20 protein-coding genes and 1 pseudogene are annotated in these 23,411 nt (G+C 62.1%); 13 read left to right on the forward strand and 8 right to left on the reverse strand.

Features of this window, described 5'->3' with window-relative positions:
* Both ACQKPS_RS25445 and ACQKPS_RS25450 read left to right on the forward strand, forming a co-directional pair.
* The coding region (locus ACQKPS_RS25445; protein WP_427605977.1) for a thiamine pyrophosphate-dependent enzyme at positions 1 to 711 on the forward strand (711 nt) is incomplete at its 5' end.
* Positions 712 to 903: 192 nt separating this feature from the next.
* Positions 904 to 1,620 carry a helix-turn-helix domain-containing protein gene (locus tag ACQKPS_RS25450; protein ID WP_283725292.1) on the forward strand — a complete coding sequence of 239 codons (717 nt, stop codon included), beginning with the start codon at positions 904 to 906 and terminating at the stop codon, positions 1,618 to 1,620.
* Between the two features lie 77 nt (positions 1,621 to 1,697).
* Here ACQKPS_RS25450 and ACQKPS_RS25455 read toward each other — a convergent pair whose 3' ends face one another.
* The 3 genes from ACQKPS_RS25455 to ACQKPS_RS25465 all read right to left on the reverse strand — a co-directional run bounded on the left by ACQKPS_RS25455 (position 1,698) and on the right by ACQKPS_RS25465 (position 4,158).
* A complete protein-coding gene (locus ACQKPS_RS25455) occupies positions 1,698 to 2,339 on the reverse strand; it encodes a 3-oxoacid CoA-transferase subunit B (protein ID WP_254485137.1) in 642 nt (213 codons plus the stop codon).
* 8 nt (positions 2,340 to 2,347) lie between these two features.
* Positions 2,348 to 3,043, reverse strand: coding sequence for a 3-oxoacid CoA-transferase subunit A (locus ACQKPS_RS25460; protein WP_054887385.1), 696 nt, complete (start codon positions 3,041 to 3,043; stop codon positions 2,348 to 2,350).
* A 200-nt stretch (positions 3,044 to 3,243) separates the two neighbouring features.
* Entirely contained in the window at positions 3,244 to 4,158 is a 915-nt protein-coding gene (locus ACQKPS_RS25465) for a LysR family transcriptional regulator (RefSeq protein WP_254485138.1), read from the reverse strand.
* A 173-nt stretch (positions 4,159 to 4,331) separates the two neighbouring features.
* Between ACQKPS_RS25465 and ACQKPS_RS25470 the strand changes: the two genes are divergently transcribed.
* From ACQKPS_RS25470 to ACQKPS_RS25485, 4 genes are all read left to right on the forward strand, one after another.
* On the forward strand, positions 4,332 to 5,300 hold the full coding sequence (locus ACQKPS_RS25470; RefSeq protein WP_254485139.1) for an ABC transporter substrate-binding protein: 969 nt from the start codon (positions 4,332 to 4,334) through the stop codon (positions 5,298 to 5,300).
* 73 nt (positions 5,301 to 5,373) lie between these two features.
* A complete protein-coding gene (locus ACQKPS_RS25475) occupies positions 5,374 to 6,225 on the forward strand; it encodes an ABC transporter permease (protein ID WP_254485140.1) in 852 nt (283 codons plus the stop codon).
* Positions 6,222 to 7,055, forward strand: a complete 834-nt coding sequence (locus tag ACQKPS_RS25480; RefSeq protein ID WP_427605981.1) for a quaternary amine ABC transporter ATP-binding protein — start codon at positions 6,222 to 6,224, stop codon at positions 7,053 to 7,055. Before ACQKPS_RS25475 ends, ACQKPS_RS25480 begins: the two co-directional genes overlap by 4 nt.
* Before the next feature lie 12 nt (positions 7,056 to 7,067).
* The gene (locus tag ACQKPS_RS25485) at positions 7,068 to 8,591 is read left to right on the forward strand and encodes an HAL/PAL/TAL family ammonia-lyase (protein ID WP_283725295.1); all 1,524 of its coding nucleotides are present in this window, start codon (positions 7,068 to 7,070) and stop codon (positions 8,589 to 8,591) included.
* Between the two features lie 9 nt (positions 8,592 to 8,600).
* On the opposite strand, the gene ACQKPS_RS25490 is transcribed toward ACQKPS_RS25485, so the two are convergent.
* From ACQKPS_RS25490 to ACQKPS_RS25500, 3 genes and pseudogenes are all read right to left on the reverse strand, one after another.
* Positions 8,601 to 9,149, reverse strand: a complete 549-nt coding sequence (locus ACQKPS_RS25490; protein ID WP_409519902.1) for a methyl-accepting chemotaxis protein — start codon at positions 9,147 to 9,149, stop codon at positions 8,601 to 8,603.
* Positions 9,147 to 9,920 (reverse strand): annotated as a pseudogene (locus ACQKPS_RS25495) (PAS domain-containing protein); the annotation flags it as partial. The gene ACQKPS_RS25490 and the pseudogene ACQKPS_RS25495, both read right to left, overlap by 3 nt.
* A complete protein-coding gene (locus ACQKPS_RS25500) occupies positions 9,913 to 10,749 on the reverse strand; it encodes an EAL domain-containing protein (RefSeq protein ID WP_427605984.1) in 837 nt (278 codons plus the stop codon). The gene ACQKPS_RS25500 and the pseudogene ACQKPS_RS25495, both read right to left, overlap by 8 nt.
* A 361-nt stretch (positions 10,750 to 11,110) precedes the next feature.
* Here ACQKPS_RS25500 and ACQKPS_RS25505 point away from each other — a divergent pair, with 361 nt between their 5' ends.
* Positions 11,111 to 11,542: a multidrug/biocide efflux PACE transporter gene (locus ACQKPS_RS25505; protein WP_283725298.1), complete on the forward strand. Its 432-nt coding sequence runs from the start codon at positions 11,111 to 11,113 to the stop codon at positions 11,540 to 11,542.
* Positions 11,543 to 11,573: 31 nt separating this feature from the next.
* Here the strand turns inward: ACQKPS_RS25505 and ACQKPS_RS25510 are convergent, their stop codons facing one another.
* Together ACQKPS_RS25510 and ACQKPS_RS25515 are read right to left on the reverse strand one after the other, a co-directional pair.
* Positions 11,574 to 12,296, reverse strand: a complete 723-nt coding sequence (locus ACQKPS_RS25510; protein WP_254485146.1) for a FadR/GntR family transcriptional regulator — start codon at positions 12,294 to 12,296, stop codon at positions 11,574 to 11,576.
* A 167-nt stretch (positions 12,297 to 12,463) separates the two neighbouring features.
* Positions 12,464 to 14,197: an IlvD/Edd family dehydratase gene (locus tag ACQKPS_RS25515; protein ID WP_427605986.1), complete on the reverse strand. Its 1,734-nt coding sequence runs from the start codon at positions 14,195 to 14,197 to the stop codon at positions 12,464 to 12,466.
* A gap of 184 nt (positions 14,198 to 14,381) precedes the next feature.
* Between ACQKPS_RS25515 and ACQKPS_RS25520 the strand changes: the two genes are divergently transcribed.
* From ACQKPS_RS25520 to ACQKPS_RS25545, 6 genes are all read left to right on the forward strand, one after another.
* Entirely contained in the window at positions 14,382 to 15,704 is a 1,323-nt protein-coding gene (locus tag ACQKPS_RS25520; protein ID WP_427605988.1) for an MFS transporter, read from the forward strand.
* On the forward strand, positions 15,695 to 16,684 hold the full coding sequence (gene araD1 / locus ACQKPS_RS25525) for an AraD1 family protein (RefSeq protein ID WP_254485149.1): 990 nt from the start codon (positions 15,695 to 15,697) through the stop codon (positions 16,682 to 16,684). The genes ACQKPS_RS25520 and araD1 overlap by 10 nt, the downstream gene beginning before the upstream one ends.
* Before the next feature lie 29 nt (positions 16,685 to 16,713).
* Complete coding sequence (locus tag ACQKPS_RS25530) at positions 16,714 to 18,282, forward strand: aldehyde dehydrogenase (NADP(+)) (protein WP_254485150.1); 1,569 nt, start codon at positions 16,714 to 16,716, stop codon at positions 18,280 to 18,282.
* A 336-nt stretch (positions 18,283 to 18,618) separates the two neighbouring features.
* Entirely contained in the window at positions 18,619 to 19,512 is an 894-nt protein-coding gene (locus tag ACQKPS_RS25535; protein WP_099815733.1) for a PA4780 family RIO1-like protein kinase, read from the forward strand.
* Positions 19,513 to 19,836: 324 nt separating this feature from the next.
* On the forward strand, positions 19,837 to 21,978 hold the full coding sequence (locus ACQKPS_RS25540) for a type I secretion system permease/ATPase (protein ID WP_427605991.1): 2,142 nt from the start codon (positions 19,837 to 19,839) through the stop codon (positions 21,976 to 21,978).
* A complete protein-coding gene (locus tag ACQKPS_RS25545; protein ID WP_254485152.1) occupies positions 21,975 to 23,393 on the forward strand; it encodes an HlyD family type I secretion periplasmic adaptor subunit in 1,419 nt (472 codons plus the stop codon). The genes ACQKPS_RS25540 and ACQKPS_RS25545 overlap by 4 nt, the downstream gene beginning before the upstream one ends.
* The last annotated feature ends 18 nt before the right edge of the window (positions 23,394 to 23,411 follow it).

Consider the following 23,411-nt stretch of genomic DNA (forward strand, 5'->3'; position numbering starts at 1 on the left):
GACATCGCCAACGCCGTGTGGCAGATCAGCGAAGCGCTGAACGACACCGCGCACTGGGACTTCACCCGTCTGATGGCCATTCGCGAAGCGAACGAGGCGCAGATCGCCGAAGGTGCCGACGACAACCGCTTCCCGGTCTACCCGCAGCGTCTGGTCGCCGACATCCGTCGCGTGCTGCCGTCCGAAGGCATCGTGGCCCTGGACAACGGCATCTACAAGATCTGGTTCGCCCGTAACTACAAGGCGCACAAGCCGAACACCGTACTGCTCGACAACGCCCTGGCGACCATGGGCGCGGGCCTGCCATCGGCCATGGCTTCGCACCTGGTGTACCCGGATCGCCCGGTAATCTCGGTGTGCGGCGACGGCGGCTTCATGATGAACAGCCAGGAGCTGGAAACCGCAGTTCGTCTGGGCATGCACATCACCGTGGTGATCCTGCGTGACGACGGCTACGGCATGATCCGCTGGAAGCAGGCCAACATGGGCTTCACCGATTTCGGCCTGGACTACGGCAACCCGGACTTCGTCAAATACGCCGAAGCCTATGGTGCCCAAGGCCATCGCGTGGAATGCGCGGATGCCTTGCTACCGTTGCTCGATCACTGTATCTCCAATCCAGGGGTGCACGTGATCGACTGCCCGGTGGACTACAGCGAGAACGACTTCATCCTGAACATGCAGTTGCGTGAGCGCAGCATGGCCATCTGAGCCACGCTTTGCAGCGGGCCGGCAGGCGCGATGACGGGCCTGCTGGTCTTCTGCTCAAGGTTCTTCACCGTCGACGATGATGGTGCCGCATCGGCTCTTGCTGGCATGATGGCGGTTGCCAGGGCATTCGCAGATAATGATTTATCTGGGCCCTGACAAAGACCTGGGCAAATCAAATGTGAGGATCTACGGATGGTTAATGTTCGGCCGCGTCCTGCGGTGAATGGCGTGGCTTCGGCTGACCGCGTGCTGACAGTGCTCTCGGCGTTCCAGGTGGGCGACACGTCCTTGACCCTTGTGGAGCTTGTCGAGCGTACCGGACTGATCAAAAGTACCATCATGCGTTTGATGGTCTCGCTGGAGAACCATGGTTTCGTCAATCGCATGGCAGATGGGCGCTACCAGCTGGCCAGTGAGGTCATGCGGCTCAATGCGGTGTATGAGGAGGGCATTGATCTGGAGCGCCACGTGATGCCCAGGCTGCACCTGTTGGCAGAACGTACCGGCGAGACGGCCTCGTTCTACGTGCGACACGGCGCGTATCGGATGTGTCAGTACCGCGTCAATTCGCCCCATCGACTGCGCATGCACGTCCAGCCCGGCGACATGCGGCCGATGGACGACGCCGCTGGGGCCCAGGCGTTGCGCGCGCCGTTCGCCAGCGGTATCGCCATGCAAAAGCCGTTTTACTCGATGGGCGCCACCGACCCGCATGCCGCATCGGTCGCCTTTCCCGTGTACGGCGCTGGCGACGAGCTGATCGGCGCACTGGTGCTTTCCGGCCCATCCAGCCGGCTCACCCCGGAATGTGCCGAAGCTTTCAATGACATCTTCTTCGACGCTACCCGGGACCTGATGCGCAGCCTTGGCTGCAAGGCCGCAGATGGCTCGCCGGCAGCCGCGAAGTAGTCATCCCGGGCAGGGCGCGAGACTGTCAGAGCGCAATGATCGCTGTAACAGCTCGCCGCCCGGTCAGGTTCAGCAGATCACCGAATCAGCGGCACGCCACTGAGCTTCTGCAGCTCGTCGAAGTCGATATCCGCGCAGATTTCTACCACTTTCAGGCCATCGGCGGTGACTTCCAGCACGGCCAGGTCGGTATAGATGCGGCTGACGCAGCCGATGCCGGTCAGCGGGTAGGTGCACTCAGGCACCAGCTTGCTTTCGCCGGTCTTGGTCAGGTGGTCCATCATCACGAACACCTGGCGGGCGCCCGTGGCCAGGTCCATCGCGCCGCCCACGGCGGGGATCGAACCTTCGGCGCCGGTGTGCCAGTTGGCCAGGTCGCCCTTGACCGACACCTGGAAGGCGCCCAGTACGGCGATGTCCAGGTGGCCGCCACGCATCATCGAGAACGAGTCGGCGTGGTGGAAGAAGGCACCGCCGGTGAGCAGGGTCACGTGTTGCTTGCCGGCGTTGATCAGGTCGTCGTCTTCTTCACCTGGCGCAGGGCTCGGGCCCATGCCCAGCAGGCCGTTCTCGCTGTGCAGGAACACTTCCTTGTCGCCCAGGTAGTTGGCCACCAGGGTCGGTGCGCCGATGCCCAGGTTGACGTAGGCGCCTTCCTGGATGTCTGCGGCCACGCGCTGGGCCATCTCGGTGCGGGAGAGCTTTTTGGTGATGGTCATGGCAGGCCTCAGACAGCGTTGGCGATCGAAGAAGCGGCAGCGCCGGAAACGGCGACCACGCGCTGGACGAAAATACCCGGGGTGATGATGTGCTCCGGGTCCAGTTCACCGAGCTCGACGACCTGGTCGACCTGGGCGATGGCGGTCTTGGCGGCCATGGCCATGATCGGGCCGAAGTTGCGCGCGGCCTTGCGGTAGACCAGGTTGCCCCAGCGGTCACCCTTGTGCGCCTTGATCAGTGCAAAGTCGGCGTGCAGTGGCATTTCCAGCACGTACATGCGGCCGTCGATCTCACGGGTTTCCTTGCCTTCGGCGAGCAGTGTGCCGTAGCCGGTCGGCGAGAAGAACGCCCCGATGCCCGAACCCGCTGCGCGTATACGCTCCGCCAGGTTGCCTTGTGGCACCACTTCCAGTTCGATCTTGCCGGCGCGGTACAGTTCGTCGAACACGTAGGAGTCGGACTGGCGCGGGAAGGAGCAGATCACCTTGCGCACGCTGCCGGCCATCAGCAGAGCGGCCAGGCCGATCTCGCCGTTGCCGGCGTTGTTGCTGATGATGGTCAGGTCGCGGGCACCGGTGGCGATCAGGCCATCGATGAGTTCGGACGGCATCCCGGCGGTGCCGAAGCCACCGACCATGATGGTCGAACCGTCGGTAATCCCTTCCACCGCGCTGGCGATGGACTCAAACGTTTTATTGATCACAGCGAGCTCCTGGTTCTTCCTGGAGTATGAATTGTCGACCTGCCGCGTGTTGACGCGGTGGGGCCATTCAGCGCGTTGGCGTTGTGTGCTGACGTGCCCATAGCGTGCCGCAATAGCGTGAAACAGTAGAGAGGGTGGAGAGGAATTTGTGCGATTACCGAACTGTTGTGCGATTTCTGAGCGGCCCGGATCCCTGGTAATCACTCGGATGCAAACGACGGTCGCTCGGCGAACCAGGCCACCGCCAGCGCCTTGAACGCCTCGGCCGAAGGTGTCAGCGGATAGCGCTGGTCATGCGCCAGGACGATGCTGTGGGTGGGCAACTTCTCCTCGGTCGGCCGACAGACCAGTGCTTGTCCGTCGTAGCTACGGTCACCAAATGGCCGGGTGTAGATCAGCGCCACGCCAAAGCCGTTGGCGACAAGGCTACGCTGCAGCTCGAAGGTGCGCACACGGTGCACAACGGCCGGTGAAAGGTCGTAGAAGCTGAACAGGTCCAGCACATGCTGCCAGCTTTGCGCCTGATCGGTGACGACCAGGGTGTATTGCGCCAATGCCTTGAGGCTGACGCGCGGCTCCTTGGCCAAGGGGTGATCGGCCGCCAGCAGTACCTGAGCGGTCAGCTCGCACAGCTGTGTGCAGTGGGTGTTCGGTGGCAAACCCAGGTCGTAGGTGATCGCCAGCTCTATCGCCCCTTCACTGAGCCGCTTGCCCACGAAATCGAAACTGCCATCGCGCATGTCGACCGTGACCCGTGGGCAGGACTCCTGCATCCGCCGCACGATCTGCGGCAGGCAATAGGGCGCCAGGTCTTCGAAACAGCCGACCACCAGTTCGCCGACGCACTCACCGGCATTGGCATTGATTTCGGCAAAGGTCTGAGCCTCTGCCAGCACGCGACGGGCCTGGACCATGACTGTGCGACCGAAGGGCGTGAGCGATATGCCCAGGCCCCTTTGGCGGATGAAGATCGACTGCCCCAACACTTCTTCCAGCTCGGTGATGGCGGCCGAGATGGAGGGTTGTGAAACATGCAGCTCCATGGCCGCAGCCGTCAGGTTTCCATGCTTGGCCGCTGTGAGCGCATAGCGCAGTTGCCGCAGGGTGAACTTCATAGGTTTTTCCTTTGTGATGCATCAGCTCTTATTATTTTATCCTTTTTTTACATTGTGAAATATTTCTCCTGCGCAGTGCTCACCAAGGACGGCACGCCAGCCCGGCTGGCGTCCCGCTTTGGGCCGGATGCCCTCGAATACTGCAATCCATGTTCTTGTTTGGGAGCGTCACAATGACAATTACAAAGGCTCTGCTGACCACGACACTTTCTCTCGGGTTGCTGGCGTGCGCTGGCGGCAGCCAGGCCGCCAGTTGGTGCGAGTCTGGCAAACCGGTCAAATTCGCCGGTTTGAACTGGGAAAGCGGGATGCTGCTCACCGATGTGATGCAGTTCGTGCTGAAAAACGGTTACGGCTGCGATACCGATAGCCTGCCGGGTAACTCCATCTCCATGGAGAACGCCCTGAGCAGCAACGATATCCAGGTATTCGCCGAAGAATGGGTAGGGCGCAGCGAGGTCTGGAACAAGGCTGCGGCTGCCGGCAAGGTCGTCGGCGTCGGCGCGCCGGTGGTGGGCGCGGTCGAAGGCTGGTACGTGCCGCGTTATGTGATCGAAGGCGATGCCAAGCGCAAACTTGAAGCCAAGGCACCCAACCTCAAGCGCATCGCCGACCTGGGGCAGTACGCTCAGGTCTTCAAGGACCCGGAAGAACCGGACAAGGGGCGCTTCTACAATTGCCCGGCCGGCTGGACCTGTGAGCTGGACAACAGCGAAATGCTCAAGCAATACGGCCTGGAAAACAGCTATACCAACTTCCGCCCGGGCACCGGCCCGGCGCTGGATGCCGCCGTGCTGTCGAGCTACAAGCGGGGTGAGCCGATCCTGTTCTACTACTGGTCACCGACGCCGCTGATGGGCCAGGCCGACCTGGTCAAGCTGGACGAGAAACCCGGCGTGGACAAGTCCGTGACCATCCAGGTGGGGGTGTCCAAGGCCTTCCACGAGCAGGCGCCGGAACTGGTGGCAGTCCTGGAAAAGGTCAATCTGCCGATCGACCTGCTGAACCAGAACCTGGCGCGCATGAGCAAAGACCGCATCGAGTCGCCGGAGCTGGCCAGGTTGTTCCTCAAGGAACACCCCGAAGTCTGGCACAGCTGGGTCAGCGAAGACGCAGCCAGGAAGGTCGATGCGGCACTCTGAAACCGTGGTTCGTCCGGCGCTTGCCGGATAAACCCGCGTTGGTCCGCTCCATGCACTTGCTCGAGACAATTCCATGTTTCCCAAAAACTTCACGTTCTCCATTGCCGACTGGGTCAATGGCTGGGTCGATGCGCTGGTAAGCAACTATGGCGATGTGTTCCGGCACGTCTCCGACACCCTGTTGTGGGCCATCGTCAACCTCGAAGGCCTGCTGCGCGCGACCCCTTGGTGGCTGGTGCTGGCCATCGTCGCGGGTATCGCCTGGCACGCCACCCGTAAGCTCGCGGCCACCGCAGTGATCGTCGGCTTGCTGTTCCTGGTCGGGGCGGTAGGCCTCTGGGACAAGCTGATGCAGACCTTGGCGCTGATGCTGGTGGCCACGCTGATCTCGGTGCTGGTCGGCATTCCGCTGGGGATCCTGTCGGCGCGCAACGACCGCCTGCGGGCGGTGTTGATGCCGCTGCTCGACATCATGCAGACCATGCCCAGCTTCGTGTACCTGATTCCGGTGCTGATGCTGTTCGGCCTGGGCAAGGTGCCGGCGATTTTTGCCACTGTCATCTATGCCGCCCCGCCACTGATCCGCCTGACCGATCTGGGGATTCGCCAGGTGGATGGCGAAGTGATGGAGGCGATCAATGCCTTCGGCGCCAATCGCCTGCAGCAACTGTTCGGCGTGCAACTGCCACTGGCGTTGCCGAGCATCATGGCCGGTATCAACCAGACCACCATGATGGCCCTGTCGATGGTGGTGATCGCGTCGATGATCGGTGCCCGCGGCCTGGGTGAAGACGTGCTGGTCGGCATCCAGACCCTCAACGTCGGCCGCGGCCTCGAAGCGGGCCTGGCCATTGTGATTCTGGCGGTCGTGATCGACCGTATTACCCAGGCTTATGGCCGGCCACGGCATGGGGTGGGCAAATGAGCGCCAAGCAGATGATGAACAAGATCGAAGTAAAGAACGTCTTCAAGATTTTCGGGGCGCGCGCCGAAGATGCCCTGACACTGATCCGCCAGAAAAAGGCCAAGGACCAGGTGCTGGCCGAAACCGGCTGCGTGGTCGGGGTCAACGACCTTTCGCTGTCCATCGGCAGCGGTGAGATCTTCGTGATCATGGGCCTGTCGGGCTCGGGCAAATCGACCCTGGTGCGCCACTTCAACCGCCTGATCGACCCCACCAGCGGCCAGATCCTGATCGACGGCGAGGACATCCTGCAATACGACCTGCCGGCGCTGCGTGAATTCCGCCGGCACAAGATCAGCATGGTGTTCCAGAGCTTCGGCCTGCTGCCGCACCGCAGCGTGCTGGACAACGTCGCCTATGGCCTGAAAGTCCGTGGCGAAAACAAGGCCACGTGCAGTGAGCGAGCCCAGCACTGGATCAACACCGTGGGCTTGAAGGGGTATGAAAAATCGTACCCGCACCAGTTGTCGGGCGGGATGCGCCAGCGCGTCGGCCTGGCCCGTGCCTTGGCCGCCGACACTGACATCATCCTCATGGACGAAGCCTTCAGTGCGCTCGACCCGCTGATTCGCGCCGAAATGCAGGACCAGTTGCTGGAGCTGCAGAAGACCCTGCACAAGACCATCGTGTTCATCACCCACGACCTCGATGAAGCGGTGCGTATCGGCAACCGGATTGCCATTCTCAAAGACGGTCGCCTGATCCAGGTCGGCACGCCGAAGGAAATCCTCTATCAGCCTGCGGACGAATACGTCGATCGTTTCGTGCAGCGCCGCGTAGCTTCGCTTTAAGGAATCGCGTGTATGTCGTTTGCCGAAAAAATCATCATCGCCGATGCGCCTGTTCACTGGCAGGACGTGGTGGCCGTGGCGCGGCATGGCGCCAGGCTCGAGCTGGCGCCTTCGGCCTGGGCGCGGATCGACAACGCCCAGGCGATTGTCCAGCGCATCGTTGCCAGCGGTGAACGCGCCTATGGCGTCAACACCGGGCTTGGCGCTTTGTGCAATGTGTCATTGCAAGACGAACAGCTCAGCCAGTTGTCGCGCAATACCTTGCTCAGCCATGCCTGTGGCGTGGGGGCAGCGCTGTCGGATGAACAGACCCGGGCGATCATGTGCGCGGCGGTCGTCAATTTCAGCCAGGGCCGTTCCGGCCTGCAGCGCAAGGTGGTCGAGGCGTTGCTGACACTGCTCAACCAGCACATCACCCCGCAGGTTCCGAAGCAGGGGTCGGTGGGGTATCTGACCCACATGGCCCATATCAGCATCAGCTTGCTGGGGGTCGGCCAGGTCAGCTATCGCGGCCAGATCGTACCCGCCCAGCAAGCCCTGGCCGAGGTCGGCCTGGCGCCGGTCAAGCTGGGCGCCAAGGATGGCCTGTGCCTGGTCAATGGCACTCCGTGCATGACCGGCCTGAGCTGCCTGTCTCTGGACGACGCCACGCGGTTGAGCCAATGGGCGGACGTGATCGGTGCAATGAGCTTCGAAGCCCTGCGTGGCCAGCTCGATGCCTTCGACGCGCAAGTCATCGCGCTCAAACCGCACCCCGGCATGCAGCGTGTGGGCAGCAACTTGCGCCGCCTGCTTGACGGCAGCGAGGTCATTGCCAGCAGCCATGGCATCCGCACGCAGGATGCCTTGAGCATTCGTTCGATCCCGCAGGTGCATGGCGCCGCCCGCGATCAGTTGGCCCACGCTGCGCGGCAGATCGAAACCGAGCTCAACTCCACCACCGACAACCCGATGTTGCTGGGTACGCCCGAGTCGTATCGCGTGGTTTCCCAGGCGAACCCGCACGGCCAGTCGGTGGCCATGGCGGCTGACCTGCTGGCCATCGCGGTGGCCGAGATCGGGGCGATTGCCGAGCGCCGTCTCGACCGCCTGATCAACCCGTTGGTCAGTGGCTTGCCGGCGTTCCTGGTCAGCCAGCCGGGGGTGAATTCGGGCATGATGATCGTCCAGTACGTGGCCGCTTCCCTGTGTGCGGAAAACCGCCAGTTGGCGCAACCGGCCGTCATCGACAACTACGTCACCTCCGGGCTGCAGGAGGATCATTTGAGCATGGGCACCAATGCCGGTTTGAAGCTGCACCGCGCGTTGGAGAACTGTACGCAGATCCTGGCCATCGAGTATCTGCTGGCGGCCCAGGCATTCGAGTTCCTCAAGGAGCAGCGCTTTGGCGCAGGGACGGACGTTGCCTGGCGCTTGCTGCGCGAGCGGGTGCCGGCGTATGCCCAGGACCGGTGGCTGGCGCCGGATATCGTCAGCAGTGCAGCGATCCTCAAGGAACCGGGGCTGCTGGATGCCGCCTTCCCCGGGTTGCTGTGAGGTGGACTGTCATGGGTGCCCGACAGCGTTGCTGAACAGCTTGACGGCCTCCACGACTTGGCGCGCGCCGCTCTGAATGTCCTCGATCACCTGTCCCGCCTGGCCAACCATTTCGACGCCGAGGTCGGCTTTGCCCAGACTTTTCTGCATGCCCTGGACAGCGACTTGGGAGAGATCGTGGTTTCGCTTTACCACCTCCTTGATCTCCGTTGTCGCTTGAGCGGTTCGCACTGCCAACTTGCGAACCTCGTCTGCTACAACGGAAAAACCCCTGCCGTGCTCTCCCGCACGGGCGGCTTCGATCGCCGCATTCAGAGCCAAGAGGTTTGTTTGCTCGGCGACCTCGCGTATCGTTTGAATGATCCGGGTGATGGCTTCAGATTGGGCGTTGACTGCCTGAATCTGCTCTGCGGCTTTTGAAAGCTCATCGGCAATTTCTCGCACCGTGGCGATGGTCTGGCGAACGATGTTTGCACCTTCGTGAGCGTTGCGGTCGGTGTTGTGGGCGATTTCATAAGCCAGCGCGGCAGCCGCTGATTCAGCCTCTTGATGGTGCACTTGAGGTGTTATGTCGCGGGCAATTTTGACAATTTTGTAGAGCCTGTTCTCGGTATCAAACACTGGGTTGTAAGTCGCGCTCAGCCAGACGGTATTCCCGTGCCGGTCAACGCGCTGGAAGCGGCCAGAGAAAAACTCACCTGCATTCAGCCGTGTCCAGAATCGTTGGTATTCAGCCGAGTCCGCTTCCTGCGGCGTGCAAAACAGTCGGTGATGCTTGCCCAGGATGTCTTTTAATTCATAGTTGAATGTGCGCAAAAAGTTCTGATTGGCTTCAATGAGGTGCCCGTTCAGGTCGAACGAGACGATGGCCATTGCGCGATGGATGGCGTCTATTACACCGCGCTGCTCTTGTTCAACTTTTACCCGGCCTGTTACAACGGTCGCGAGCATCAGGATCTCTTCCACGTCACCGTTTGAGCGGAGAATCGGATTGTAGCTCGCTTCCAACCATACTTTCGTTCCCGCTTTATTACAGAGCGCAAACTGATCGCGTACGTACTCACCCCTGCGCAATTTTTGCCAGAGGTCGCTGTTGATGCCTGCTGGGGCGTCATCCTTGGGGGTGAGCAGGGTGTGATGCTTTCCAATCAGCTCGTCTTGACTGTAGTCCAGTGCCTGTAGAAAGTTCTGGTTGGCGCTGAGGATGATACCGTTCGGTGTAAGCGCCATCATCAGGTTGGACAGGTCGATGGCGCGCGCTCTTGCCTCGGTGTACCTTAGCGCCGATGAGACATGTTCAAGTTCGAGCTTTAATCGTGTGTTAAACATAAGCTTTCCTGGTGGTGCTTTGATTACGGGCTCGGTGCTTCCGTGTCATCAATATTGCGGCTAAGGCCAAATAACAGGGGGGGAGGGCCTCGATCGCTGGCTTTGCGAAAAAATAACCTTGAAACAAGTGGACGCCAATGTCTTGCAATGTGGTCAATTCTTCCGAGGTTTCTACGCCTTCGGCGATGACCTCGCTACCGAGCGCCTTGGCTATCGTTACGATGCCATGGGTTATCACTCTTTTGGCTTTGCTGTGCTGAATCCCTCGGATGAGATCCATGTCGATTTTGATGATGTCAGGTTGAAAATCGGCAAGTAAGTTGAGGCCTGAGTAGCCGGCGCCGAAATCATCGATGGCCGTTTTGAAGCCCTGCTTCTTGTAAGCGCTCATGACCTTCTTGATATGAGCCTTGTCAGTGATGCTCTCGCCTTCAGTGACTTCGAATATGATTCGCTCAATCGGGAATCCGAATCTCTCGGCGGCTTGCAGTGTGGTGCGGATGCAGGCTTCTGCCTGATAGACCGCGTTGGGCAAAAAATTGATGCTTAAAAAATTTTGAACCCCGGCTTTTGCTGCCAATTCTACGGCTTTGACACGGCATGCTTGATCAAAGCGGTATCGATTTGCCTCATTGACTTTGTCCAAAATGGATTTGGCACCCGCTCCATCTTTGCCGCGAACGAGTGATTCATAAGCGAATACTGTGTTGTTGGACGTATTTACAATCGGTTGAAAGGCCATGGTGAAGTCGACTTCAAAGCCTTGATTGTCCTTGCAGTTGCGACAACCGTGGGGCTGAGCCGTGACGGGTATGAGTTGTATAGACAAGCTGGCACCTCGTGTGGGGCGGTGGTGTGGCTCCGTGCCGATGTCTTGAGGTGCGAACAACGCTCCCTGAGGCGAAGTATTGCCCCAATAGTTGTACAAGGAAAGCTGTTTGTACAATTATTTTTGATGGTTGAGGCCGTGTATGTGCCAGAACAGGCAATGAAATTGCCATTTGGCGATTCTTTGTGGGCTTGTGGGCCTCAGGCTGTACAACGCTAGAGACCTTCGGGCGTCGCCATTCACTCACAAACGCCTCGGTTCGCGCTCTGGTGTATTGATAAAATCGATAGATACTATGTCGCAAGCATCTGTCCCATCAAAGAAAATGGGCTCACGACGTAACCACTTGATGGAATCTGCCATGAACAAAGTCTCTATCACCGAACGCATCGTCCATGCCGTCGGCTATGAAATCTTCGCCGTGCTGCTGTGTGCGCCATTGCTCTCGTGGATCATGGGCAAGTCGCTGGCCACGGCCGGCACCCTGGCGGTCACGCTGTCGTTGATCGCAATGGCCTGGAACATGGTCTACAACGCGCTGGTCGACCGCTTCGTGGCGACGCCGCGCATTCAGTGGAAAGCCCCGGCGCGTTTCGTCCATGGTCTGGGCTTCGAGGCGGGCCTGGTGGTCTGGTGCCTGCCGGTGGCGGCCTGGATGCTGGAGATCTCGCTGCTGCAGGCGTTCATGGTCGAGCTGGGCTTCTTCGTGATCATCCTGCCCTACACCGTGCTGTACAACTGGGTGTTCGACCGCGCCCGGCACCTCATCCTGCAGCGCCGGGCCGTGGCCTGAGGCCTCAGGCTACTTGCAGCGGCTGTAAGGCTTAGCCGATCGGGTCCTGGCCGAGCACCTTGCTCAACGCAACCCGGGCATCTTCCAGTTGCACCAGCGAAGCATGCCGGGCGCCGAGGGCGTCACCGTTCTGGATGGCGGTGAGGATCGCCTTGTGCCGTGGCAGGGCCAGCTCGTCGAAGTTGGGGCGCTGGTTGGAATAGCGCACCGACTCGCGCAGGGCCAGCGAAAGCATGTTGCACAGGTAGGCGAGCAGGTCGTTATGGGTGGCGTCGGCGATACGCGCATGGAAGTCCAGGTCCGGTTGCAGGCGCTCTTCGTGGGTGCGTGCGGCCTCCATGCGCTGATAGGCCTCGCTGATCGAGGCGACATCCTCGGCGCTGGCATTGGTCGCGGCCAGCGCGGCGGCGGCAGGCTCGATGACCCAGCGCACGCTGGACAGGGTCTGGAAGAATTCTTGCTGCGGGGTAGCCTGCATCAGCCAGTGCAGCACGTCGGGGTCGAGCATGTGCCAGTCATGGCGCGGGCGCACGAGTGTGCCGACCCGTGGGCGGGCTTCGATCAGGCCCTTGGCGGTGAGGGCGCGCATCGCTTCACGGAACACCGGCCGACTGATCGCATAGGCCTCGCACAGGCTGGCTTCGGCAGGCAGTTTCTGCCCCGGCTGGAGCTGGCCGGATACGATCTGCAGGCCGAGGTCCTGGACCAGGGTGGCGTGCATGCTCTTGCGCGTGGTGGGCTGGCGGTAGTTCATGTGCGGTGCTGGCGGTCCATCGGAGCGGGGTGGGCATCATAGCATCAGTCAACCTGTACCGGCCTCTGTGGGAGCGGGCTTGCCCGCGAACACCGGCAAAGCCGGTGCCACGCACCGCGCTGCTTGCTTCGCGGGCATGCCCGCTCCCACACAGTGCCAGTGCAGCATCAATGGGAGTGCTTGGGCACCGCAGAACCCCGGCAGCCCACCAGAAAGTCGAAGTCACACCCTTCATCGGCCTGCATCACATGGTCGAGGTACAACTTCGCATAGCCGCCGCTGATCAACTGCTGCGGTGCCTGCAGATCCGCCAGCCGGCCGGCCAGTTCCGCCTCGGAAATATCCAGGTGCAGGCGGCCCTCATGGCAGTCCAGCTCGATCCAGTCACCTTCGCGTACCGCCGCCAATGGCCCACCCGCCGCAGCCTCAGGGGCCACGTGCAGTACCACGGTGCCATATGCCGTGCCGCTCATGCGCGCGTCGGAGATGCGTACCATGTCGGTCACGCCTTGGGCCAGCAGCTTGGCTGGCAAGCCCATGTTGCCCACTTCGGCCATGCCCGGGTAACCTTTCGGGCCGCAGTGCTTCATCACCAGCACCGAGCTGGCATCGACCTCCAGCGCCGGGTCGTTGATGCGCGCCTTGTAGTCTTCAAAGTTCTCGAACACCACCGCACGGCCCCGGTGGCGCATCAGTTCGGGGGTTGCCGCCGAGGGCTTGAGCACCGCGCCTTTGGGTGCGAGGTTGCCGCGCAGGATGCAGATGCCGCCATCGGCCACCAGCGGCTTGTCGATCGGCCGGATGACCGCTTCGTCATACAGCGGTGCATTCTGGCAGTTGTTCCACAGGCTCTTGCCGTTGGCGGTCAGCGCGCCGGGGTTGGGCAGCAGGTTGTGCTCGCCCAGGCGACGGATCACGGCAGGCAGGCCACCGGCGTAGTAGAACTCTTCCATCAGGAAGCGCCCGGACGGCTGCAGGTCGACCAGGGTTGGCGTGCCGCGGCCGACGCGGGTCCAGTCTTCCAGTTGCAGGTCGACGCCGATGCGCCCGGCAATGGCTTTCAAGTGGATCACCGCGTTGGTCGAGCCGCCAATGGCGGCGTTGACGCGGATGGCATTCTCAAAGGCTTCGCGGGTAAGAATCTTCGACAGGCGCAGGTCTTCGTTGACCATCTCGACGATGCGCATGCCCGACAGGTGAGCAAGCACGTAGCGGCGCGAGTCCACCGCCGGGATCGCCGCATTGTGCGGCAACGAGGTACCCAGGGCCTCGGCCATGCAGGCCATGGTCGAAGCGGTCCCCATGGTGTTGCAGGTGCCTGCCGAGCGCGACATGCCAGCTTCGGCCGAAAGGAACTCGTCAAGGTCGATCTGCCCGGCTTTGTAGGCCTCGTGCATTTGCCAGACGATGGTGCCGGCGCCGATGTCGCGGCCCTTGTGCTTGCCGTTTAGCATCGGCCCGCCGGTGACCACGATTGCCGGCACGTCGCAGCTGGCAGCGCCCATCAGCAGGGCCGGGGTGGTCTTGTCACAGCCAGTCAGCAGCACCACGGCGTCGACCGGATTGCCACGAATGGCTTCTTCCACGTCCATGCTCGCCAGGTTGCGGGTGAGCATCGCGGTGGGGCGCAGGTTGGACTCGCCGCTGGAGAACACCGGGAACTCCACCGGGAAGCCGCCGGCCTCCAGCACGCCTTTCTTCACATGCTCGGCGATCTTGCGGAAATGCGCGTTGCACGGGGTCAGCTCGGACCAGGTGTTGCAGATGCCGATGATTGGCTTGCCCTGAAACTCATGGTCGGGAATGCCCTGGTTCTTCATCCAGCTGCGGTACATGAAACCGTTCTTGTCGGCGGTGCCGAACCATTGGGCGGAGCGCAGGGGGCGTTTGCTATCAGACATGACGGACACCTTATTAGTATTACTATTTATCGTTTTGCTTCGACTCTATCGCTAAAAATCATCGATGTGAAGGCTTGTTGATTTAAATAGTAATACTATATGCTCGTTTCATCGCGCCGGAGGTCTGCCCATGAAACCCCGGCCATGTGCTGTCCCCATTACAAGAACAATCGGAGACCTCGCCATGATCCAGGAGCAGCGGCTCGTCCGCCTGATCACCCTGAAACTCATCCCCTTTCTGGTCCTGCTTTACCTGGTGGCCTACGTCGATCGTTCGGCGGTGGGCTTTGCCAAGCTGCACATGGGCGCCGATATCGGCCTCGGTGATGCGGCCTACGGACTGGGTGCCGGGCTGTTCTTCATCGGCTATTTTCTGTTCGAAGTCCCCAGCAACCTGCTGCTCGATCGCTTCGGCGCACGGCGCTGGTTTGCCCGCATCCTGCTGACCTGGGGTGCGATCACCGTCGGCATGGCGTTCGTCACCGGGCCCAGCGGCTTCTACGTGATGCGCTTCCTGCTCGGCGCGGCGGAGGCGGGGTTCTTCCCTGGCGTGCTGTACTACATTACCCAGTGGTACCCGGTGCGCCATCGCGGCAAGATCCTCGGCTTCTTCATCCTGTCGCAACCGCTGGCGATGCTGATCACCGGGCCGCTGTCGGGCGCCTTGCTGGGCCTGGATGGCAACCTCGGCCTGCATGGCTGGCAGTGGCTGTTCGTCTGCATCGGCGCACCTGCAGTGTTGTTGGCCTGGCCGACCCTGCGGCTGCTGCCGGACGGCCCGGACAAGGTGCGCTGGCTGGATGATGCGCAGCGCAGCTGGCTCAAGGAGCAACTGGCCGAAGACCAGCGCGCGTTCGGCCAGACCCGCCACGGCAACCCGCTGCACGCCCTGAAGGATGGCCGGGTGCTGCTGCTGGCGCTTTTCTACCTGCCGGTGACCTTGAGCATCTATGGCTTGGGCCTGTGGCTGCCGACGCTGATCCACCAGTTCGGTGGCAGTGACCTGGTGACTGGCTTCGTTTCGGCAGTGCCTTACCTGTTCGGCATCATCGGCCTGTTGATCATCCCGCGCAGCTCCGACCGCCTCAACGACCGCTATGGGCACCTGGGCTTGCTGTATGCGCTAGGCGCGACGGGCCTGTTTCTCAGCGCCTGGCTGACCATGCCGGCGATGCAGCTGGCCGCGCTGTGCCTGGTGGCTTTCGCGCTGTTCTCCTGCACGGCGATTTTCTGGACCTTGCCTGGTCGTTTCTTTTCCGGGGCCAGCGCGGCGGCGGGCATCGCCCTGATCAACTCGATCGGCAACCTCGGCGGCTACCTCGGCCCGTTCGGCATCGGCGCGCTCAAGGAACACACCGGCCAGCTGTCCTCGGGCCTGTACTTCCTGGCCGTGATGATGGTGTTCGGGCTGGTGCTGACAGGTGTTGTCTACAACCGCCTCGAGCGCCGCCAGCGCCAGGCATCCGTGAACATTGCAACCGACAAGCGAGCACAAGCATGCGACTGATCCAATTCGAAACCGCCGCCGGCCAGCGCCGGGTCGGCGTGGTGGAGGGCGAGCGCGCCCTGGAAATCTGCGGCGTGAGCAGCACCCGCGAACTGGCCCTGCAGGCCATTGCTGCAGGCCGCGACCTGGTCAGCCAGGTGCAAACCGCGGGCCTGGGCGAGGGCCATGACTACCGGGCGCTGCTGGCCGAAGGCCGGGTGCTGCCACCGCTGGACCACCAGGACCCGGCGCACTGCCTGGTCACCGGCACCGGCCTGACCCACCTGGGCAGCGCCGCCACCCGCGACAAGATGCACCAGCCGCAGGCCGAGGGCACCGTTACCGACAGCATGCGCATGTTCCAGTGGGGCCTTGAAGGCGGGCGGCCGCCCGCAGGCGAGGAGGGCGCGCAACCGGAGTGGTTCTACAAGGGCGATGGCGCCATTGTCGTGCGCCCCGGTGCCGACCTGCCGCTGCCGGCCTTTGCCGAAGATGCCGGCGAGGAGCCGGAACTGGTCGGGCTGTATGTGATCGGCGAGTGCGGCACGCCGTTCCGTCTGGGTTACTCCCTGGGCAACGAGTTTTCCGACCATGTGATGGAGCGCCGCAACTACCTGTACCTGGCGCATTCCAAGCTTCGCGCCTGCAGCTTCGGCCCGGAACTGCGCCTGGGCGCGCTGCCGGCGCACCTGGAAGGCCGCAGCCGCATCCTGCGCGATGGCCAGGAACTGTGGAGCAAGCCGTTCCTGTCCGGTGAGCAGAACATGTGCCACAGCTTCGAGAACCTGGAGTTCCACCACTTCAAGTACGCCCAGTTCCTGCGCCCGGGCGATGTCCACGTGCATTACTTCGGCACCGCCACGTTGTCGTTCGGCGACGGCATCCAGGCCCGGCCGGGCGATACCTTCGAGGTCAGCCTGGACGCCTTCGGCGAGCCGCTGCGCAATGGCATCGTCGCCGCTGGACACGCAGTGCGCCCAGGCCTGGTGAAAAGCCTCTGAGCCTTCAATCGTTGTCACAGGAGTCAATCATGTCGGGAAGCAACTTCATCGGCGGCGCCCGCAGCGCCGCTGGCAACGTACGGCTGCAGAGTTTCGATGCGCGCACAGGCGAGGCCCTGCCGGTCGTCTTCACCCAGGCCACGCCTGATGAGGTGGATGCCGCCGCCCACGCTGCCGAGCAGGCCTTTGCCGAATACAACGGCCTGGCGCCGGAGCGTCGCGCGCAGTTTCTGGACGCCATTGCCGGGCAACTGGATGCGCTGGGCGAGGCATTCATCGACACGGTCTGCCGCGAAACCGCCTTGCCTGCCGCCCGCATCCAGGGCGAACGCAGCCGCACCAGCAACCAGCTGCGCCTGTTCGCCCAGGTGCTGCGCCGTGGCGACTACCTGGGTGCCCGCATCGACCGCGCCCAGCCCCAGCGCCAGCCGCTGCCGCGCCCTGACCTGCGTCAGTACCGCACCGGTGTCGGCCCGGTAGCGGTATTCGGCGCCAGCAACTTCCCGCTGGCGTTCTCCACGGCAGGCGGCGATACCGCTGCCGCGCTGGCTGCCGGTTGCCCGGTGGTGGTCAAGGCCCACAGCGGCCACATGGCCACTGCCGAATACGTCGGTGAAGCCATCCAGCGCGCGGCCGAGGCCACCGGCATGCCGGCCGGTGTGTTCAACATGATTTATGGCGCCGGTGTGGGCGAAGCGCTGGTGCGCCACCCGGCGATCCAGGCGGTTGGCTTCACTGGCTCGCTCAAGGGCGGCCGGGCGTTGTGCGACCTGGCGGCAGCGCGCCCGCAGCCGATCCCGGTGTTTGCCGAGATGAGCAGCATCAACCCGGTGTTGGTAATGCCGGCGGCGTTGCAGGCCAGGGGCGAGCAGGTGGCGGCGGAGCTTGCGGCTTCGGTGGTACTGGGTTGCGGGCAGTTCTGCACCAACCCGGGGTTGGTCATCGGCATGGTCGGGCCAGAATTCTCGGCGTTCGTGGCCGCACTGGCTGCATGCATGGCCGACCAGCCGGCGCAGACCATGCTCAATGCTGGCACCTTGCGTAGCTATGCCAGCGGCGTTGCGCGCTTGCACCAGCATCCGGGCGTGCGCCACCTGGCAGGGGCCGGGCAGAGTGGTGAACAGGCTCAGGCGCAGCTGTTCCAGGCCGATGTCAGCTTGCTGCTGAGCGGTGATGAGCTGTTGCAGGAAGAGGTCTTTGGCCCGACCACGGTGGTGGTCGAAGTGGCCGACGAAGCCGAACTGCGCCGTGCGTTGGGCGCCTTGCATGGCCAACTGACGGCCACGCTGATTGCCGAACCTCAGGACCTGCAGCGGTACGCAGCACTGGTGCCATTGCTTGAGCGCAAGGCCGGTCGCCTGCTGGTCAACGGTTATCCGACCGGGGTCGAGGTGAGCGATGCGATGGTGCATGGCGGGCCGTATCCGGCCACGTCCGATGCGCGGGGAACCTCAGTGGGGACGTTGGCCATTGATCGGTTCTTGCGACCGGTGTGTTATCAGAACTATCCGGATGGCTTGCTGCCGGCGGCGTTGAAGGATGGCAATCCGCTTGGGTTGTTGCGGTTGGTGGATGGTGTGTATAGCCGCGGGGCGTAAGTCTTGAGGTATGTTGCGCCTTTGAAATCGAGCGCCGCCCGCGCGGCGCATCGCGGATAAATCCGCTCCTACAGTTTGTTGCAACGTGGCCATGCCTGTGAGGCCATGGTTGTCAGCTGGTTTGCAAGGCTCAAGACGTGCACCAAGGCAGGCGACCATGGCGTTACAGGTTCGGCACGTTGCAACAAACTGTAGGAGCGGATTTATCCGCGATGCGCCGCGCGGGCGGCGCTCGGTCTCACAGGCGCAACAAGGCTGACGACAAACACTCACGTCCCAACCCCAGCCTGTGAGAGGATATCGGCCACCCCAGCCAGGACCCCCGAACGCAGCCTGATGAAGACACCAAAACGAATCGAACCACTGATCGAAGACGGCCTGGTCGACGAAGTACTGCGGCCCTTGATGAGCGGCAAGGAAGCAGCCGTCTACGTGGTGCGCTGCGGTGCCCAGGTGCGCTGCGCCAAGGTCTACAAAGAGGCCAACAAGCGCAGCTTCCGCCAGGCCGCCGAATACCAGGAGGGCCGCAAGGTTCGCAACAGCCGCCAGGCCCGGGCCATGGCCAAGGGCAGCAAGTACGGCCGCAAAGAAGCCGAAGACGCCTGGCAGAACGCCGAAGTCGCGGCGCTGTTCCGCCTGGCCAATGCCGGCGTGCGGGTGCCCAAGCCTTACGACTTCCAGGACGGCGTGCTGCTGATGGAGCTGGTCACCGACGCCGACGGCGATGCCGCGCCTCGCTTGAACGACGTGCACCTGGAGGCCGAAGAGGCCCGTGAGCATCATGCCTTCGTCATCCGCCAGATCGTGCTGATGCTCTGCGCCGGGCTGGTGCATGGCGACCTGTCTGAATTCAACGTGCTGCTCGGCCCTGACGGCCCTGTGATCATCGACCTGCCACAGGCGGTGGACGCGGCGGGCAACAACCATGCGTTCAGCATGCTGCAGCGGGACGTGGCGAACATGGCGCATTACTTCGGGCGCTTTGCCCCGGAGCTCAAGGCCACCCGCTACGCCGATGAGATGTGGGCGTTGTACGAAGCCGGCGAACTGCGCCCGGACAGCCCGCTGAGCGGGCAATTCGAGGAAGACGACCATGCCGCCGACGTGGCCGGGGTAATGCGCGAGATCGACGCCACCCTGCGCGATGAAGCCCGCCGCCGTGCGGCGCGGGATGAAGCCGAGCATGGGCCGGCCAAGGCTGAAGAGCCGACGCCGCCGTGGATGCAGTAAGGGTCTGACCGTTCCTGCGCTGCCTGGCATTTCGCTCTTGTCGGGGCTCCACCATTATCTGGGTAGCGTGGGGCTCTGAGGGAGCTGGCATGTAAATTAAGCACGCGCCAGTACTATCGGCTTTGAATCTAATATTCCTGCATATATTCTTACTTTGCAGGTAATAAATTCCTACGCATAACTTCGCTCTTCTCGGAATGCTCCTACAGTAGTGGATTGCTGTTGGATATATTCCTACAGGATAAGTCTGCTTCGTGTAGGACTATTACCCTGTTGCCAGGCGCTAATATCTGTCCATGTTCAAGTCGCACATGGAGTGGACAGGTGTCCGATCTATCTGAAGTTGCTGATCACCAAGTGAGTGACAGCGGTCTGGCCTGCCTTGTCATGCTGGCGCAGTATCACGATGTAGCGGTTTCTGCCGAACAACTGAGCCATGAGTTTGCAACCGATGGCGGGCCATTTTCAGTTGCCCAGATATTGCAGGCATCGCAGCGCCTTCGCCTGAAAGCCAAACATCGGCGCACTGATCCGAAGCGTCTGGCGCACCTGCCTTTGCCGGCCATTGCGGCAGATAGGCAAGGCGGCTATTTCATCATCGCCCGAGTCGAGGGCGAGCACGTGCTGGTGCAGGATCCTCGGGTTGGTACGCCGCAAACCTGGACGCTGGTTGAGCTGGAGCGGCACTGGGCCGGGGAGCTGATTCTGGTCCGCTCGGACGCGTCCTTGCCTCGGGGGCTTGAACGGTTTGATCTGACCTGGTTCATCCCGGCAGTGGTCAAGCATAGGAAGTTGCTGGGCGAGGTATTGCTGGTTTCATTCATCATCCAGATCCTCGCACTGTTGACGCCGCTGTTTTTCCAGGTGGTGATGGACAAAGTGCTGGTCCACCGGGGCCTGACTACGCTGGATGTCATTGCGCTGGGCCTGTTGACCGTATTGCTATTCGAAAGTCTGCTCAGTGGTTTACGTGCCTATGTGTCGGCGCATACCGCTTCGCGCATCGATGTCGAACTCGGTGCCAAGTTGTTTCAGCACTTGATAGAACTCCCGCTCGCGTACTTTCAGGCGCGGCGCGTGGGGGACTCGGTTGCTCGCGTGCGGGAGCTGGAGAACATCCGCAGCTTCCTCACCAGCAACAGCGTCACGCTGCTGTTGGATGTGTTGTTCGTCGCAGTGTTCATCGTGGTCATGTTGCTGTACAGCGGCTGGCTGACACTGCTGGTCATCGCTTCATTGCCGCTTTACTTGCTGGTCTCCCTGATGGTCACGCCCTTGCTGCGGGCCCGCATCGACCAGAGCTTTCAACGTGGCGCGGAAAACCAGGCGTTTCTGGTTGAAGCGGTCAATGGCATCGACACGTTGAAAGCCATGGCCGTCGAACCGCACGTCACGCGTCGCTGGAACCAGCAACTGGCGGCGTACGTTGCCGCCAGTTTCAAGACCCAGAACCTGTCCAACATCGCCCACGAAACGGTTGCCCTGATCGGCAAACTGGTCACGGTTGGCACCTTGTGGTTGGGAGCGCGGCTGGTCATCGATGGGCAACTGACCGTTGGCGAACTGATCGCCTTCAACATGCTCGCTGGCCGCGTGGCGCAGCCAATCATGCGCCTGGCGCAGTTGTGGACCAGCTTTCAGCAGACCGGTATCTCGATCCAGCGGCTGGGGGACATTCTCAACAACCGTACCGAGGTCAGTCATGGCGCGCAGTTGCCTGTGCTGAAAGGGCGAATCGAACTCGATCAGGTGTGTTTCCGCTATCGCCCGGGTGGTAACGAGATCCTGCGCGACCTCAGCTTGACGATCAGCCCTGGCGAGGTGATCGGCATCGTCGGCAAGTCAGGTTCCGGCAAGAGTACCTTGACCCGCCTGATCCAGCGCCTGTACTCGCCGGAAAGAGGGCGGGTGCTGCTCGACGGGGCCGACCTGGCACTGGCCGATGTCACGTCGCTGCGCCGGCAGATCGGTGTGGTGCTGCAAGAGAACCTGCTGTTCCGGCGCACCGTGCGCGAGAACATCGCGCTGGCCAACCCTGCTGCCACCCTTGAGGAGGTCATTGCAGCGGCCACGCTGGCAGGCGCGCATGAATTCATCCTCGAACTGCCTGACGGCTATGAAACCCTGGTTGGCGAGCACGGCGCCAGCCTGTCGGGTGGCCAGCGACAGCGGATCGCCATAGCACGTGCGTTGATGGGCAACCCGCGCATCCTGATCCTGGATGAAGCCACCAGCGCCCTGGATTACGAGTCCGAGCGGATCATCCAGCAGAACATGGCGCGCATCTGCGCGCGGCGCACGGTCATCATCATTGCTCACCGTCTTTCCGCCGTGCGCCATGCCGACCGCATCGTGGTCATGGAACGTGGGCAGGTCATCGAGCAGGGGGCTCATGATGAACTGCTGGGCAACCCGCAAGGCGCCTATGCCTACCTGCATCGGTTGCAGCAGGGGGCGGCAGCATGAGGGCGCCGATCCTTGACCTGCTGGAACGCTATCGCGAGGCCTGGTGCAACGCCTGGACGCGGCGCCGAACCTTGCAGGGGGCGCCACGGGAACCCGATGAGCTGGCGTTCCTGCCCGCAGCGCTGGCCTTGCAGGAAACCCCGGTGCATCCGCTGCCGCGCCGCCTGCAATGGAGCTTGCTGGCACTCATCGCGCTGGCCTTGCTGTGGGCCTGCGTAGGCGAAATCGATGTGGTCGCCAGTGCCGAGGGCAGGATCGTGCCCAGCGGCAGGAGCAAGCTGATCCAGGCCAGTGAGGTCGCAGTGGTGCAGGCGATTCACGTGGTAGACGGCCAGACCGTCGCCAAAGGCGACCTGCTGGTCGAACTCGAAGGGCAGCTGACCACCGCCGACATCAAGCGCCTGAACAGCGAGCTGCTGGCCGCCCGGATCGACCAGGCACGCGCCGCTACCTTGCTTGAAGCGCTCGAGGGCAACACCGCGCCGGCTTCCCTGGCGCCTCGCATTCCCCAGGCCACGGCACAACAACAAGCGGCAGCACAACGCTGGTTGCAGGGGCAGTACCAGGAACTGCGCGCCTCCCTGCAACAGGCCGACGCGGAAATCGCCCAGCGCGGCGCAGAAATCCGCTCGGCACAAGCCCGCGCCGAAGCACTGCAGCAGCTACTGGTGATCACTCGTCAGCTCACGGCGGATTACCAGCAATTGTTCAGCGAGTCGGCAGTCGCCAAACACACCTACCTGGAGAAGGAACAGGCCCGTCTGGAGCAGGAGCGCGAGCTGGCCATTCAACGTTCACGCATCGAAGAACTGGGCGCAGCTCGCCTGGCGGCCCAGCACCGCCGCGAAGGCGTCATTGCCCAGCTGCGCCGGGCCATGCTCGACCTGTATGCCGATGCCGAGCGGCAGATCGCGACCCTGAGCCAGGAACTGTACAAGGCCGAACAACGCCACCGGCTCAGGGCACTGACTTCCCCGGTCGACGGCACGGTCCAGCAGTTGGCCATTCATACCCAGGGCGGCGTCGTGACGCCTGCGCAGACATTGATGGTGATTGTACCGAGTGATCAGCCGGTTGAAGTGGAAGTGCAAATCGAGAACAAGGATATCGGCTTTGTTCGAGCGGGGCAGGCGGTGGAAGTTAAAGTGGAGACGTTCACGTTTACCAAGTATGGCGTTGTGCCGGGGATTGTTCAGAGTGTTTCCAATGATGCAGTTGAAGATGAGCGAAGGGGATGGGTTTATAACGCCCGGATTCAGTTGGGGTTAAGTAGTTTGCGGGTGGGTGATAAAGATGTGCCGCTTGCTCCGGGTATGGCGGTGCGTGCAGAGCTGATTATTGATAAGCGTAAGGTGATTAGCTATTTCCTTAGTCCGTTGCAGCGGCACGTTAAGGAAAGCTTCGGGGAACGTTGATTAAGAGCTGTTTTCTTG

The organism is Pseudomonas sp. NPDC086566, from assembly GCF_050280885.1.
Taxonomy (GTDB): Bacteria; Pseudomonadota; Gammaproteobacteria; order Pseudomonadales; family Pseudomonadaceae; genus Aquipseudomonas; species Aquipseudomonas vlassakiae.

What these genes read in the sequence shown, in the direction of transcription:
- ACQKPS_RS25450 (WP_283725292.1), top strand. Translation starts at nt 904, where the DNA reads ATGGTTAATGTTCGGCCGCGTCCTGCGGTGAATGGCGTGGCTTCGGCT.
- ACQKPS_RS25455 (WP_254485137.1), bottom strand. Translation starts at nt 2,339, where the DNA reads ATGACCATCACCAAAAAGCTCTCCCGCACCGAGATGGCCCAGCGCGTG.
- ACQKPS_RS25465 (WP_254485138.1), bottom strand. Translation starts at nt 4,158, where the DNA reads ATGAAGTTCACCCTGCGGCAACTGCGCTATGCGCTCACAGCGGCCAAG.
- ACQKPS_RS25470 (WP_254485139.1), top strand. Translation starts at nt 4,332, where the DNA reads ATGACAATTACAAAGGCTCTGCTGACCACGACACTTTCTCTCGGGTTG.
- ACQKPS_RS25475 (WP_254485140.1), top strand. Translation starts at nt 5,374, where the DNA reads ATGTTTCCCAAAAACTTCACGTTCTCCATTGCCGACTGGGTCAATGGC.
- ACQKPS_RS25480 (WP_427605981.1), top strand. Translation starts at nt 6,222, where the DNA reads ATGAGCGCCAAGCAGATGATGAACAAGATCGAAGTAAAGAACGTCTTC.
- ACQKPS_RS25485 (WP_283725295.1), top strand. Translation starts at nt 7,068, where the DNA reads ATGTCGTTTGCCGAAAAAATCATCATCGCCGATGCGCCTGTTCACTGG.
- ACQKPS_RS25505 (WP_283725298.1), top strand. Translation starts at nt 11,111, where the DNA reads ATGAACAAAGTCTCTATCACCGAACGCATCGTCCATGCCGTCGGCTAT.
- ACQKPS_RS25510 (WP_254485146.1), bottom strand. Translation starts at nt 12,296, where the DNA reads ATGAACTACCGCCAGCCCACCACGCGCAAGAGCATGCACGCCACCCTG.
- ACQKPS_RS25515 (WP_427605986.1), bottom strand. Translation starts at nt 14,197, where the DNA reads ATGTCTGATAGCAAACGCCCCCTGCGCTCCGCCCAATGGTTCGGCACC.
- ACQKPS_RS25520 (WP_427605988.1), top strand. Translation starts at nt 14,382, where the DNA reads ATGATCCAGGAGCAGCGGCTCGTCCGCCTGATCACCCTGAAACTCATC.
- araD1 (WP_254485149.1), top strand. Translation starts at nt 15,695, where the DNA reads ATGCGACTGATCCAATTCGAAACCGCCGCCGGCCAGCGCCGGGTCGGC.
- ACQKPS_RS25530 (WP_254485150.1), top strand. Translation starts at nt 16,714, where the DNA reads ATGTCGGGAAGCAACTTCATCGGCGGCGCCCGCAGCGCCGCTGGCAAC.
- ACQKPS_RS25535 (WP_099815733.1), top strand. Translation starts at nt 18,619, where the DNA reads ATGAAGACACCAAAACGAATCGAACCACTGATCGAAGACGGCCTGGTC.
- ACQKPS_RS25545 (WP_254485152.1), top strand. Translation starts at nt 21,975, where the DNA reads ATGAGGGCGCCGATCCTTGACCTGCTGGAACGCTATCGCGAGGCCTGG.